A 13,675-nucleotide genomic window follows, 5' to 3' on the forward strand; every position below is an offset into this window, starting at 1 on the left:
ATTGGGGCGCTTGGGGCGGGGGTCAGGGCTTGACGGGTTCCAGGTCCCAGGTCAGCGTCACCACGGTCCCCCGCTCGCCCGAGGTGATGTCCGCGCGGTCGGCGCTCGCCCGCAGCAGCAGCAACCCGCGGCCGCGCAAGGAAACCGGCTGGGTGTCCGGGAGCGGCAGCCGCCACTGGCCGTGGTCGGTGATCACCACCTCGAGCCGGTCGGGGTGCGCCGCCGCGTCGACGTCGACCACGCCGGGCTCCCCGCCGTCATAGGCGTGGTCGGCCACGTTCGCCAGCGCCTCGTAACTGGCCAGCACGATGTCGGCCGCCCGGGCCTCGTCGACCCCTGACGCCAGCACCCACGCCATCAGGTCGTGCCGCAGGCGGCGGAGGGCGCCGGGGGCGGCGGCCACGCCGTGGCGGCGGAACGGTTCCGGCATCCGCGCCCGCCTCACCGGAGTGCTTCGTCGACGGTCGGGTGGACACCGATCCACGTGTCGAGCCCGGTCGTCTTCAGCGGGCCCGACGTCACCGGGGAATCGCTCACCACGCACAACGCGCGCTCGGCCAGCTTGCGGTGGGCCGCCGCGAGCACCTGCAGCCCCGCCGAGCAGAAGAACGTCACCTCGCGCAGATCGACCACCAGCTTCTCCGGCCCGCGGGCCAGCACCACGTCGACGACTTCCCCGAACTCCGGCGCGCTGACCAGGTCGATCTCGCCCGCGACGGCCAGCACCGCGGCGCGGCCCCGCCAGTCGAGCGTCACCGCCAGCTCGGTGGCGGGCAGATCCGGCATCGAAGGGGTCACGGCCTCCCATGGTGCCCGACTCCCCGCCAATCGGCTACCGGTGCGGGAGTTGCACGACGGTGACCCAGAAGTCGTCGATCTTCCGGACCACCTCGACGAACTTCTCGAAGTCGACCGGCTTGGTGACGTAGGCGTTGGCGTGCAGTTCGTAGCTGCGCAGGATGTCCTCCTCCGCTTCGGACGTGGTCAGCACGACCACCGGGATCGTGCGCAGGCCCGGGTCCTGCTTGATCTCGCCGAGTAGTTCCCGGCCGTCCTTGCGGGGCAGGTTGAGGTCGAGCAGGATCAGCCCCGGCCGCGGCGCCGCGCCGAACGGCCCTTCGCGCTTCAGGAACCGCAGCGCTTCGACGCCGTCCTCCGCGACGTGCAGCGGGTTGCGGATCTTGTGGTGCGCGAACGCTTCCCGGGTCATCAGCACGTCACCGGGGTCGTCCTCGACGAGCAGGATGTCGATCGGGACCGGCGCCTGGGTCATGCGGTCCCCTCGAGTTCGTGAGCCTTGTTTTCGTGAGCCCCGCTTTCGTGGGCCCCGCTTTCGTGGGCCCCGCTTTCGTGAGCCACAGCCTCGAGCGCCGGGTCCTCGCGAACCGGCAGGGTGAAGCGGAACGTCGTCTCCGCGGCCTCGGTGTCGAGCCAGATCCGGCCGCCGTGGTGCTCGACGATCCGGCGGCACAGGGCCAGCCCGATCCCGGTGCCCGGGTACGCCGACCGCGTGTGCAGCCGCTGGAACAGCGCGAACACCCGCTCGGCGTACTCCGCGTCGATGCCGATGCCGTTGTCCACCACGGAGAACACCCACTCGTCGCCGTCGCGCTCGGCGGTGACCCGCACTTCCGGCGGTGACTCGCCCTTGAACTTCAGCGCGTTGCCGATGAGGTTCTGGAACACCGCCGTCATCAGGGCCGGCTCGACGCGCACCTCGGGCAGGTCCCCGCGGGAGACCTTGCCGCCGCTGAGCGAGAGGGCGACCTCCAGGTTCGCGATCGCGTCGTCGGCCAGCGCACCCGCGTCGGCGACGACGTGCTCGCCCGGCTTCCGGCCGACCCGGGAGAACGCCAGCAGGTCGTTGATCAGGATCTGCATCCGCTTCGCGCCGTCGACGGCGTACTCGATGTACTGCTCGCCGCGCTCGTCGAGCAGCCCCTGGTACCGCCGCTGGAGCAGCTGGCAGAAGCTGGCCACCTTCCGCAGCGGCTCCTGCAGGTCGTGCGAAGCGACGTAGGCGAACTGCTCCAGATCGGCGTTGGACCGCTCCAGCTCGCGCGTGCGCCGGTCCAGCATGACGTTGGACCGCTCCGCCTCCCGCGTGCGCCGGTCCAGCTCCTGCGTGCGCCGGTCCAGCATGGCGTGCGCCTGCTCGAGCTCGGCGACCTCGTCGAGGATGCGCTGCCGCATCGCCTCGACGTCGGCGCCGAGCTGGGCGATCTCGCGCGGCCCGGTCCCGTGCACCGGGCTGTGGACGTCCGCGTCGGCGACCCGGCGGACCTCGCCGGCCAGCCGCAGGATCGGCCGGGTGACGACCTGCCGCAGGCCGAAGAACAGCATCGCGAACAACAGCAGGACGAGCGCGGCGACGACCACGAACATCGCGTTCAGGAAGCGCGCCGCCGCGTCCAGCTCGGCGCGGCCGGCGTCGCGCATCCCGGTCAGGTGGTCGAGCTGGGCGTCGAGCGCCCGGCGCACGTCGATGAACAGCGTCCGGCCGCGCTCGACCTGGTCCGCGGTGACCGGTGGCGCGTCCGGGGCGATGGTCGGCGCGGCCGCGGCCTGCCAGGTGCCGGCCGCCCGCAGCACGGCCTCGAGGTCGTCGCCGATCCCGGTGCCCGGCGCCGCGCCGAGCTGCCGCAGCTGGGTGACCGCGTCGGCCTGCGACCGGACCCCGTCGGTGTAGGGCACCAGGAACGCCGGCTGACGGCCGAGCTGGTAGCCGCGGACCCCGCTCTCCTGGTTCAGCAGCGCGGTGGACAGCTGGATCGCGGCCAGGCGCTGGGGCGCGATCACGTCGAGCAGCCGGGTGCGGGCCCCGGTGAGACTGTGCAGCGCGATCCCGCCGGCGACCAGCGCGGCCACCAGCAGCACGGCCTCGACGGCGGCGAGCAGCGCCAGCCGGCGGCGGATCGGCCAGCCGCGTGCGTCAACGCTCATGGACCTCGGCTTCCGGGTTGTGGCTGAGCAGGGCGAGGGCGACGTCGTCGTCGAGCGGGCCGGCGTTGAGCCGTTCGGCGCGGGCGATCAGCTCGTCGAGCAGTTCCCGGTGGTGCAGCCCGGTCGCGTGCTTGATGTCGAGCACCAGCGCGGCCATCCGCTCGTGGCCCAGCCGTTCGGAGCCGGCGCCGACGCGGCCCTCGAACACGCCGTCGGTGTACAGCAGCAGTGACCACCCCGGCTCCAGGGGCACTTCCAGCGAGTCCCACTTGGCGCCCTCGACGACGCCGAGCGGGACGCCGAGGCGCTCGCCGGAGAGCAGGTGCCCGTCGCCGGGGGTGAGCAGCAGCGGCGGCAGGTGCCCGGCCAGCGACAGGCGCAGGGATCTTCGGTCCGGCGCGACGACGACCATGCAGACGGTGGCGAACAGCGGCTCGATCCGCTCGTGCACCAGGACCCGCTCGACCATGCTCAGCACGTCGGGCATCGGCAGGCCGGCCATCACGAGCGAGCGCCACGCGATCCGCAGCGCGACGCCGAGCGCGGCTTCGTCCGGGCCGTGGCCGCAGACGTCGCCGATCATCATGTGGACCGTGCCGTCGTCGAGCTCGATCGCGTCGTAGAAGTCGCCGCCGAGCAGGGAGCCGTTGCGGCCGGGCCGGTAGCGGGCGGCGAGTTCGAGGTGGGGGTCGCGCAGCAGCGGGCTGGGCAGCAGGCCGCGTTCGAGCCGCGCGTTCTCCCGCGCGAGCAGCTGCTGCTGGAGGAACTGCTGCTCGACCTGCTCGGCGCGCTTGCGTTCGCGGGCGAAGCGGAGCGCTTTCACCAGCAGCGGGCCGTCGACCTGGTCCTTGACGAGGTAGTCCTGCGCGCCGGCGGCGACCGCGGCGACCCCGGTGGCCTGGTCGTGCTGCCCGGTCAGGACGACCACCGCGACCCCCGGCGCGTGCTGCCCGAGCTTGGTCAGCCCGCTCAGCCCCATCGCGTCGGGCAGCTGCAGGTCGAGCACGACGCAGTCGGCGGTGAGCGGGCCGTCGAGCGCGGCGGTGAGCGTTTGGACGCGCTCCAGCGCGTACGGCACGGACGTGTCCGCCAGCATCTCTTCGACCAGCAGCGCGTCGCCGTCGTCGTCCTCGATCAGGAGCACCCGCAGGCGCGTGCGGGGATCCCACGATGAGTCGAGCGCGGCGGTCACCGGCGTCTCCCGTTCGGCTGCTCTTGAGCCAGCAATCCAGACGATCAACCCTAGCGGCACCGGTGACGGCCGCCTACAGCGGTGAAACCGGTCCCATCGGGGTAGCGTTTTATAGCACCCCGATGTGACACCGGGTCGATAACGGTTCGGATGACACCCCCGGGACGCTCGCCGGCCGCCGAACCGCGCTCACCGGAGCCGTCCCCTCTCGGTCGTCTGCTCGTGTTCGCCATCTGCGCGGGCTGTGGGCCGCGCTCGTCCACATGGCCTACCGCAGCTTGAAGGGCGCCCGTCCGGCGTGCCCGGCGGCTTCTTCCTGGCCGCGCTGGTCCCTTCCGGCGCCGGCTTCGCGCTGACGTTCCGGCCACGCTGACGCTCAGAACAGGGGGCGGCCGCTGTTCTTGGCGGTGACGTACGCCTGCCAGTCGCGGGTCACCTGGTCGGCGTAGCTTGTCGCGAAGGCGCGCGTCTCGGCCTGCAGCCCGGAGACGCTCGTGATGGCGCCGTCGATCGCCGCGTCCGCCGAGTACGCGAGCCCGGTGCCGGGGATGTCCTGGTCGGCGCGGGCGTGCGCGGCGGCCAGCAGGCGGCCGACGTCGCGGACGGTGTCGTCCCAGCTCGCCGACGTCGTCAGATCGCCGATCTTCAGGTCCTCGGCGAACGGGGACTTCTCCTTGACCAGCACCGGCGTGCTCCCGACGCTCGCCCAGCCGGCCAGCGGGTCCGACTCGTTGGCCAGCCAGCGCAGGGCCAGCGCCGGACGCTGCCCGCCGGTGAGGGTCGTGGCGTTCGGCGCGAGCGGCTTCGGTGCCGGGTCGACCTCCTGCTTGAGCTCGAGGATCCGGTCGTCCGACGCCGAGGTCGTGTCGCCCTCGACGAGCACGTACCAGCGGAAGCGGCCCAGGCTGCCGGTGCCCGCGCCGGTCCGCCGCCGGACGTCCTTGACGACGGCCTCGGCCGCGGACAGCGGCTCGCCCGCGGTGGTCCGGTACGCCGCGATCGCGTCGACGAGCTGGGTGCGTGTCGCCGCCGGGACGGTCTGGAGCTGCGGGTCGGCCTTGAAGTGGCCGCCGGTGGTCCACTTCGCGAGCAGGTCGGCCCGCTTGTCCGCCGCCGCGTCGTCGATGAGCGAGGCGACGAGGTCGGAGGTGTTGGCCGACGTCAGCCGCCAGCTCGCTTCGTCGTTGTTCCCGTGGAACTTCGCGATCCACTGGGCGTACTCGGCGACGAAGGTGTCGACGTCGGTGGCGATCTTGCTCGCGCTGCGGCCGTCCGCCCGGCCGGCGAGCACGATCGACACGGCTTCGCGGCGCAGTTCCCACGTCCACGACCCGCGCCAGGCGTCGTCGGTGTCGGTGAGCGCGAACTGCTCTTCGTTGTCGGCCCCGCGGTCGGCGCCGGTGTTCTCCAGGTGCGCGTCGCCGGTCAGCCACACGTCGCCGCCCGCGGTGGCGTAGGCGGACGCCGGCAGTTCGCCCAGGTCGCGGTAGTAGAGCGGCGAAGTGCCCCGGAAGAACGTCCACGCGTTCGACGCCAGTGCCTGCGTCCGCAGCGTCAGCTCGTCGTCGGTCGCGCCGGCGTCGAGGACGTGCAGCGCGTGGTCCCGGTCGTAGATCACCGCCACCGGGTCCCGGCTCAGGCCGGCCGCCTCCCCGGGCGCGGCGGTGGCGATGAGCGTGACAACGACCAGAGTCCCCACAGTGGTTCGGCGCATTCCCCCAGGTATACCGGCGGGAGGTGAGCAGCGGTCAGCGTGCGGACAACGTCAGGGCGAACGTGTTCCCGCCGCCCTGCACCAGCGAACTCAGGTACGCGGTGAACACGCCGCAGCCGGTCAGCGGCGGGATCGCGTAGGTGCCGGTGACCGGACCGCCCGTGGCCAGGGCGAAGCCCGGGCCGGTTCGCAGGTCGACCGGGATCGACGCGCTCGCCCGGCAGCCCGCGTCGGCGACCGGCAGCCCGAAGAGCGTCACCTGCGGCAAGGTCAGCGCGAAGGCCGAGTGCGCGACGAAGCCAACGTCGCCGAGTTCGCCGGTCTGCGGGCCGTCCGGGGTGAACCGCAAGTCCGCGCGGCCGGGAACGAACCCGAACGCCTTGAAGTCCGCGCTGGTCTGGTCGAACGCCGTGGCGAACTCCGGCCCGGCCGTGAGGGATCCGGTGAGCGGCGCGGTCGCGCCCAGCGCCTTCAGCGCGGTCGACCCCGCCACGGCGTAGCGGTGCTGGGTCTGCGTGCTGCCGAGGTCGAAGCTCAGCAGCACGGGGTCCTGGCCGGCGTCGAGCGTGCAGTCCGACGTGAACGAGCCCAGCCCGGTGTACGAGCCGTCGGCCTTCTTCGGCGTCAGCCGGGTGCTGAAGCCGCCGATCGTGAGGGTCGTCTTGCCCGCGTTCGGCAGCCGGACCGGCGGGACCGAGCCGGCCGCCTTCGTGGTGAACGCCCCCGAAGGCGGCAGCGCGGTCTTCGCCACCGTCAGCGGGAGGCTCAGCGGCAGCGTCAGCGGGCCGTTGGTCAGCGTCACCCCTGCGGACGCCGTCCCTTCGATGCTCGCCGCGCCGACCAGGGCCAGGCCGCGGGCCGGCTTGTCCGGCACGGTCACCGACACCGCGAGGTCCGCCGTCGTGAACGTCCCGCCCGGCGCGGCGGGCACGTCGAACGACGCGGTGATCTCCACGTCCAGCTTCTGCAGCCCGATCAACGGGAACGGGCAGGTGTAGCTCAGCTTCTTGGTGACCGGCGTCGACGCCTGGGCGGGCGTGGCGACGGCGAACGCGAGCAGGCAGGCGAGACCCGCCGCGAGCAACGACCGGGCTTTCCGCACGGGCTCTCCCATCTGGAGGGGCATGGCACCGGCCCCCGCCGCGGCACGGTCGGCGCGCGGCGGGGGCCGGTAGTCGGGGTCACTTCTTGGTGAGCACCAGGTTCAGCGAGTTGCCGTCGCTCTTGGCGAACGCGCTGACGATGTCGTTGAACGGACCGCAGTTCTGCAGCGCGGACAGCGAGTAGGTGCCCGCCAGCTTGCCGCCCTTGAGCAGGTCGAAGTCGGGACCGGTGGTCATCTCGCTGGTCGAGGAGCTGACCGTGCCGCACTTCGGGTCGGTGCTGATCGGGATGCCGAACAGGTTGACCGTGGTGAGGAACGTGTCGAACTTGATGTGGGCCTTGAAGCCGGTGCCCACGAGCTCACCGGTCTGCGGGCCGTTCTGCACGACCTTGACGTCCGAGCTGCCCTGGAGGAAGCCGAACAGCTTGAAGTCGGTGTGCGTCGGGTTCAGCTGCAGGCTCCCGGTGAACGTCTTGGCCGACAGGTTGACGTCGGCGTCGAACGAGCCGGTGATCGGCGCGGTGCTGCCGAGCGACTTCAGCGCGGTCGACCCGGTGATGCCGAAGGAGTACTTGATGCCCCCGCCCGGCGGCGTGGTCGTGGGCGGGGTCGTCACCGGCGGCGTGGTCGTCGGCGGCGTGGTGACCGGCGGGGTGGTGGTGGGCGGGGTCGTCGTCCCGCCACCGCCGTTGATGGTGATCGTGGCGAGGGTGTTGTTCTGCCCGCTGTCCTGCGTGCAGGGCGCGTCGATCGTGCCGTCCGGCGTGATGCCGGTGACCGAGCCGTCCGCCTTGCGCGGGGTGACCTTGAGGTTCAGGTCGCCCACGGTGATCTTCGCCTGGCCGGCCTGGGTGAACGTCAGCGACGGCGTCTTGCCGGCGGCGTTGATGTTCATCTCACCGGACGCCGGGATGTTCGTCTTGTCCAGCGTGATCGGGACGCTGACCGGCAGGTTGAGGCTCGGCGCGGCGACGGTCGCGCTCGCCGTGGCGGTGCCTTCCAGGGTGGTGGCACCGATCAGGCTCAGGCCGCTGACGGTGTCCGCGTTGATGGTGGACACGGCCTTGATGTCGAACGCGCCGGTCGGCTGCCCGGTGTTCACCGTGGCCGGCAGGTCGGTGTTGATCACCACCTTCAGCGACTGGGACCCCACCAGCGGGAAGGTGCAGTGGTAGTTCAGCGTCAGCGAAATCGGGTCGGCGGCGCTGGCCTGCGCCCCGGCGACGAGCGCGGTGGCGATGAGCCCCACCGCACCCACGGCCGCGGCGGCCGCGATCGTCTTCTTCTTGCCTCTTGGGTGACTCACGATGGTCCTTCCGTGTATCAACAGTGATACGAAACGGCGGCGCATTCTTTGAAAGACACAGCCTTCAATCGCGTCCGAACCGTAAGCTAACGAGCGCGGATGGCACCGATCAAGGCCTTTCGGCAAAAAGGTCACAGCGGCACCGCAAATTGTCACCCCGGCACGTCACGCGGCCAGGGTTCCTAGCAGGACGGGGAAGGTTTCCCCAGCACAGCGCCACCTTCGAACCGCTGACACGCGTAACAAATCCCGGCACCGGAATGTTGACGCACGTGCCAACCGGCCATTCTGTTCTTGCTCGCGCGTGAGCGTGGCGCGTAGCTTCGAAACCCATGAAAAGAATGCACAGCGCGGTGCTCGTGATGTCGGCGGCCGCGCTTCTGTCGTGCGCCGCGTGCGCTTCGGACACCCCGCCCGACCCGGGCCGGCACGCCGACCCGGCGGCGCTCGCGTGGGTCGACAAGGTGTGCACCGGCGTGGCCGCGGGCTCGGCGAAGCTCTCGCAGCCGCCGTCCGTCGACGACGCCGACCCGGTGAAGACCCGGGACGCGATGGTGGAGTTCCTGGGCCGCCTGGGCTCGGCCCTCGACGACATGGCCGGCGGCCTGCACGGCGCCGGCGTCCCGCCCGTCCCGGATGGACAGTCCGTTGTGGACAAGGCGACCGGCAACCTCACCGAGACGAAGACCAAGCTCGCCGAGACGAAGACCCGGATGGAGCAGGCGCGGGTGACCGACCAGCCCAGCCTGCGCAAGGTCATTTCCGAGGCCGACTCGACCATGGGCCAGCTCGCCGATCCGGAAGGCCCGATCAAGGACCTGAAGGCGAATCCCGAGCTGAACCTGGCCTTCGGCGAGTCCGCGACCTGCAAGCGCGTCTACGGGACCGGCGCGTGACCGCCCGCCGCGTGCTCGCCACGCTGGTGGCACTGGTCCTCGCCACGGCCTTCGCCCCCGCCGCGGCCGCAACCGCGCCCGCGCCGGACCCCTCCGACGACGCCTTCTACGTGCCGCCGTCCCCCTTGCCGGCGGGCAAACCCGGTGACGTCATCCGCTGGCGGCCGTCGCACGCCGGCCCGCGCGCGGCTTCGGTCGACGCGTGGCAGGTGATGTACCTGTCGACGAACGCGCTCGGGCAGCCCGACGCCGTCACCGGCACGGTCCTGGTGCCGAAGACCGCCGACCGCGCGACGGCGCCGATCGTCGCGTTCGCGCCGGGCACGCACGGCCCGGCGTTCGCCTGCACGCCGTCGAAGATGATCGACATCGGCGCCTTCTACGAGCAGCCCGGCCTCGACGACCTGCTCGACGCGGGGTACGCCGTCGCCGTCCCGGATTACGAGGGCTATCAGCCGGCGCCGAAGACGACCTACGTCGTGGGCCGGTCCGAAGGTCCGGCGGTGATCGACGCGGTCCGCGCGGCCCAGCGGCTCGGCGCGGCCGGGCTGTCGGCGTCGGCGAAGGTCGTCTTCCGCGGGTACTCCCAAGGTGGCGGCGCCGCGGCGTGGGCGGGCGAACTGCAGCCGTCGTACGCCCCGGAACTGAACCTCGCCGGCATCGCGGCCGGCGGTGTGCCGGCCGACCTGGTCCAGGTGACGCTGCAGCTCGACGGCAAGTTCGGCTTCGGCGTGTTCGCCTACGCGCTGCTCGGCCTCGACCAGGCCTACCCCGAGCTGCAGCTGGACTCGTTCCTCACCGACAACGGCCGCGCGAAGCTGGCCGAGATGAAGCAGAGCGCGTGCACGTTCGAGCTGCTCACGACGTACGCGAACCAGAAGATCGCGGACTACACGACCGGCCCGGGCTACATCAAGCCCGCGTGGGTGGCGCGGCTGACCGAGAACAAGCTCGGCGGGACCCCGCCGCGAGTACCGGTGTTCCTCTACCACGCGACCGGCGACCAGCTGGTGCAGTTCGCCCAAGCCGACAGCCTGCACAAGACGTACTGCGCGGCCGGGGTCCAGGAGACCTGGAAGACCTACGACACCGACCACATCACGCTGGTCTACACCGGCAACGCCGACGTCCTGGCCTTCGTGAAGGACCGGATCGCCGGGAAGCCGGCCACCGCGAGCTGCTGATCAGCGGTTCCGGCCGCCGCGGGGGTGCTGCTGCCACGAGCTGATCACCGAGCTGACGTACTCGCGCCACTGGTCTTCCGGCGACGACGGCGTCGCCGTGGGCGCCGGCGGTTGAGCCGGCGCGGGCTTGCGCCCGGCCCCGGCCGGCGCGCTGGTGGTCTCGGGCGTGGTGTGCCGGACCTGGGCGGTGAGCGGCGGCGCGGCGGCGGAGGCGCTCATCGTCTCCACGGCTTCGCTGGAGGCCGGCGGCGGCACGACCGGGGCGGGGGCGCCGGGCGGCGGCACGGCGGTCCCGCCCACCTGGTGCGGCTGGAGCAGCACGACAGCGACCAGCCCGAGCCCGACGGCGGCGCCCGCGGCGAGGACGAACGGCTTCGCGCGGCGGGACCGGTCGGCGGGCGGCGCGTCCTGTGGACGGCCGTCTTCGGGTTCGTCGGCCGCGGCCAGCTCGGCGTCGAGCACGGCCAGCGGATCGGGCGCGGGCTCGGGTTCGGAGACCGCCTCTTCGGCGAGCTTCGCGTCGAGTTCACCGCGGATCATCAGCGGCTTCGTCTGCGAAAGGTTCACCAGTTCGGCGACGGAGGGCAGATCGCCCTCACCGCCCGTGCGTGCCATCGAAAGCCTCCACCCTGTCCGGCGTCACCTGGAGGAACCATGCCCGAGCCGCGAGAGCTGCTCCGCTTCGCCGTCGTCGGCCTGGCCGCGTACGGGGTCACCCTACTGGGCGACTACAGCCTGAAGCTCACCGTGTTCCGTGAGAAGCCGGTGACGGCGCTCGCGATCGCCACGGTCGTCTCCACGGCGTTCGCGTACCTGCTGTCCCGCCGCTGGTCGTTCGCGGGCCGCGGCGGCCTGGGCCGGGTGCGGGAGGCGACGCTCTTCGTGGTGGTCAACGCCGGTGCGGTGGCCGTGAACCTCGTGCCGGCGCTGGTGTCGCGGTACGTGCTGCACCTGTCGGTCCCGTACGTGGGTTACCTGACCCAGGAGATCGCGGACTTCGTCGCCGGGATGCTGCTGGGCACCCTGGCGGGCACGGCGTTCCGCTGGTTCGGCTACCGGCGGTGGGTGTTCCCGTCAGCGCCACCAGCCGGCCTCGCCCAGGCCGACGAACCCGAGCTTGTCGTAGAGCGGCCGGCCGGACCGCGAGGCGGTCAGCGTGACGGGCACGTCCTCGAAGTGCCGTAGCACCGCGTGCATCAGCGCGCGCCCGACGCCCTTCGAGCGGTGTTCGGGCCGGGTGGTCACCCAGTAGACGCCGCCGACCCCGCCGTGGGCCATGGTGAGGCAGGCGCCCTGGGTGTCCCCCTGGCTGTCCTTGCGGAAGAACGCGGTGGCCTGCTCGAGGAGCCCGGGCGGGAAGACGGTGCCGGGGCGGTAGGGCTGGTACTCCTCCAGCGGAAAGCCGTGCACGACGAGCTCTTCGGCCGCGGCCAGCCCGGCGGCTGTCCGGACGCGCGCCACCCCCTCGGGTGCGGGGACCGGCCCGGGCTCGCGGGCCATCACCGGCAGCTGCCCGGCGGTCATCCCGGCCGCGCCCAGATCGAGCACGCCGAACGGATCTTCGACGACGACGGCCCGCCCCTCCGCCCGCCGCGCCTTGGCGAGCTCGGTCAGCTCTTCGACGGCGTCGTCACCGGGCGTGGCGGTCCGCAGCATGATCCGGAACCGCCGGCCGTCGATCACGGCGAAGTCGGGGTGGTCGGCAACGTGGTCACCGCGCGCCCGGGCAAGGGTGCTCCACAGCGCAATGGCGTTGTCGGAGGCTTGCCGCAGCCGCTCGGTGAGCAATCCGGTCATGCCGGCCAGCTTAGAACCCGCCCAGCCCCCGACCGCCCCGGCGAGTCGACCCTCCAATCACGCGAGTCGACCCTCCAAACACGCGAGCCGACCCTCCAGACACGCAAGCCGACCCTCCAGGTACGCGAGCCGTCCGTCCAGGTACGCGCCCGGGCCGAGCCGGTCAGGTCAGCCGCGGTCCGGCAGCGCCCGCTCCGCCAGCAGTGCCAACTCCAGCCGCAGCCGCTCGGCCGGGTCGTCCAGCTTGTCCCCGAACAACTCGCCCAGCTTCCTGAGGCGCGCCCGGATCGTCTGCGGGTGCAGGTCGAGCAGCCGTCCCAGCTCGGGTGCGCTGCCGCGGGTGCGGACCAGCGCCAACAACGTCTCCGCCAGCTGCTCGCGACGGCGTCCGGACAACCCCGACAGCGGTTCCAGCGTCGTCGAGGCCAGCTGGGCGACCAGGAATTCGTCGGCGAGCAGCAGCAACGTCGTCACGTGGTCGCGGCACCAGATCACCGGGCCCGGTGCGTCGAGGAGGCCGCGGGCGGCCAGGTCGACGGCGCGGCGGGCGACCCGGAACGACTCCGGCGCCTCGGCCGGCGGGACCAGCGGGCCGACCGCCGCCGTCCAGCCCGGGGGCAAGCCCGTCAGGCCGATCAGATCCACGTCCGGGGCCGGGGTGAGGGCCGCCGGCGGGTCGCCGGCCGGATCGGCCGGGACGTGGTCCGGCAGCAGGCCCGGCGGGAACTCCGGGGCACCCGGCAGCGCGCGGAAGGCCACCGCCGCGAGCCGCTCCGGCAGCGGCAGCCCGGACGCCGCCGCCAGGTTGTCCACCTCTTTGCCCGGCTCGGCCGGGAACGGCTCGGTGGTGAAGGCCGGTGTCCGGCCGCCGAGCAGCGCGCGCAGCAGGCGGCGGTGCCGCTCGCCCGTGCCGGACACCGCGGCCTCCGCGGCGCTGTAGCCTTCCGCGACGGCCGCCATCGAAGTCTCGACGTCGGCGAACATCCCTTCGGCGGCGCCGTACAGGACGTCGCCGGAGAGGCCGGCTTCCCGCGCGATGTCGGCGATCCACCGCCAGGTGACCCGGCTCGACACGCGCACGGCCGCCTGCACGGCTTCGCGGCTGAGACCACTGTGGAACGCGTCGCGCCCGTGGCCGCGGAACCCGGCCAGCCGGTCGGCCTGCCACAGCGCGGGTGTGCCGACGCGGTCGACGTCCCGCTCGATCCCGCGCCGCGCCAGCTCGATCGCGGCCGCGCGGCCGGAGCCGCCGGTGAATCTCGCGGAATATTCCGGAATCTCGGCGGCGATCGCGTCGACGCAGGCGCGGGCGATCTCCGGGATCCGCGGGCGCACCGCGTCGCCGAGCTCGTGCGGCAGCCGGGACCACACGGAACTGTCCGAGGCAGCGGAACGGCGCATGGGGAATTCAGTCCTCCGCTGGAATGGGCGCCCCGAAAAAATACTGACACGGAGCGTAGGACGCCCACCCGTCCGTGTCAAAAGGACTGACCCGCGTCACCCTTTCAGGGAACCAGTCGTTGATTTTTCAGTGACAC

At 72.3% G+C, this 13,675-nt stretch carries 14 protein-coding genes; 3 read left to right on the forward strand and 11 right to left on the reverse strand.

The features are described from left to right. Positions 1 to 22 precede the first annotated feature (22 nt). The 8 genes from AB0M30_RS18895 to AB0M30_RS18930 all read right to left on the reverse strand — a co-directional run bounded on the left by AB0M30_RS18895 (position 23) and on the right by AB0M30_RS18930 (position 8,260). Positions 23 to 430 (reverse strand): ATP-binding protein, encoded by a 408-nt coding sequence (locus tag AB0M30_RS18895; RefSeq protein ID WP_364585285.1) that lies wholly within the window; start codon positions 428 to 430, stop codon positions 23 to 25. A gap of 11 nt (positions 431 to 441) precedes the next feature. Continuing rightward, on the reverse strand, positions 442 to 798 hold the full coding sequence (locus AB0M30_RS18900) for an STAS domain-containing protein (protein WP_364585286.1): 357 nt from the start codon (positions 796 to 798) through the stop codon (positions 442 to 444). A 34-nt stretch (positions 799 to 832) separates the two neighbouring features. After that, complete coding sequence (locus AB0M30_RS18905; protein WP_103338392.1) at positions 833 to 1,273, reverse strand: response regulator; 441 nt, start codon at positions 1,271 to 1,273, stop codon at positions 833 to 835. Then, entirely contained in the window at positions 1,270 to 2,943 is a 1,674-nt protein-coding gene (locus AB0M30_RS18910; RefSeq protein WP_364585287.1) for an ATP-binding protein, read from the reverse strand. Before AB0M30_RS18910 ends, AB0M30_RS18905 begins: the two co-directional genes overlap by 4 nt. Continuing rightward, entirely contained in the window at positions 2,933 to 4,135 is a 1,203-nt protein-coding gene (locus AB0M30_RS18915) for a SpoIIE family protein phosphatase (protein WP_364585288.1), read from the reverse strand. The genes AB0M30_RS18910 and AB0M30_RS18915 overlap by 11 nt, the downstream gene beginning before the upstream one ends. A gap of 376 nt (positions 4,136 to 4,511) precedes the next feature. Further along, entirely contained in the window at positions 4,512 to 5,849 is a 1,338-nt protein-coding gene (locus tag AB0M30_RS18920; protein ID WP_364585289.1) for a DUF2252 family protein, read from the reverse strand. 34 nt (positions 5,850 to 5,883) lie between these two features. Further along, positions 5,884 to 6,951 carry a DUF6801 domain-containing protein gene (locus AB0M30_RS18925; RefSeq protein WP_364585290.1) on the reverse strand — a complete coding sequence of 356 codons (1,068 nt, stop codon included), beginning with the start codon at positions 6,949 to 6,951 and terminating at the stop codon, positions 5,884 to 5,886. Positions 6,952 to 7,030: 79 nt separating this feature from the next. Continuing rightward, entirely contained in the window at positions 7,031 to 8,260 is a 1,230-nt protein-coding gene (locus tag AB0M30_RS18930) for a DUF6801 domain-containing protein (protein ID WP_364585291.1), read from the reverse strand. Between the two features lie 332 nt (positions 8,261 to 8,592). Between AB0M30_RS18930 and AB0M30_RS18935 the strand changes: the two genes are divergently transcribed. Together AB0M30_RS18935 and AB0M30_RS18940 are read left to right on the forward strand one after the other, a co-directional pair. Beyond that, on the forward strand, positions 8,593 to 9,156 hold the full coding sequence (locus AB0M30_RS18935) for a hypothetical protein (RefSeq protein ID WP_364585292.1): 564 nt from the start codon (positions 8,593 to 8,595) through the stop codon (positions 9,154 to 9,156). After that, on the forward strand, positions 9,153 to 10,340 hold the full coding sequence (locus AB0M30_RS18940) for a lipase family protein (protein WP_364585293.1): 1,188 nt from the start codon (positions 9,153 to 9,155) through the stop codon (positions 10,338 to 10,340). The genes AB0M30_RS18935 and AB0M30_RS18940 overlap by 4 nt, the downstream gene beginning before the upstream one ends. On the opposite strand, the gene AB0M30_RS18945 is transcribed toward AB0M30_RS18940, so the two are convergent. After that, entirely contained in the window at positions 10,341 to 10,955 is a 615-nt protein-coding gene (locus AB0M30_RS18945) for a hypothetical protein (RefSeq protein ID WP_364585294.1), read from the reverse strand. A 39-nt stretch (positions 10,956 to 10,994) separates the two neighbouring features. Here AB0M30_RS18945 and AB0M30_RS18950 point away from each other — a divergent pair, with 39 nt between their 5' ends. Beyond that, positions 10,995 to 11,525 (forward strand): GtrA family protein, encoded by a 531-nt coding sequence (locus AB0M30_RS18950; RefSeq protein ID WP_364585295.1) that lies wholly within the window; start codon positions 10,995 to 10,997, stop codon positions 11,523 to 11,525. Here AB0M30_RS18950 and AB0M30_RS18955 read toward each other — a convergent pair. Both AB0M30_RS18955 and AB0M30_RS18960 read right to left on the reverse strand, forming a co-directional pair. After that, the gene (locus AB0M30_RS18955; RefSeq protein ID WP_364585296.1) at positions 11,415 to 12,137 is read right to left on the reverse strand and encodes a GNAT family N-acetyltransferase; all 723 of its coding nucleotides are present in this window, start codon (positions 12,135 to 12,137) and stop codon (positions 11,415 to 11,417) included. The two genes, AB0M30_RS18950 and AB0M30_RS18955, sit on opposite strands and share 111 nt — an antisense overlap. Before the next feature lie 168 nt (positions 12,138 to 12,305). Next, entirely contained in the window at positions 12,306 to 13,538 is a 1,233-nt protein-coding gene (locus tag AB0M30_RS18960) for a helix-turn-helix domain-containing protein (protein ID WP_364585297.1), read from the reverse strand. Positions 13,539 to 13,675: the final 137 nt, after the last annotated feature.

The organism is Amycolatopsis sp. NPDC051716, from assembly GCF_040681595.1.
In the GTDB taxonomy this organism is placed as follows: domain Bacteria; phylum Actinomycetota; class Actinomycetes; order Mycobacteriales; family Pseudonocardiaceae; genus Amycolatopsis.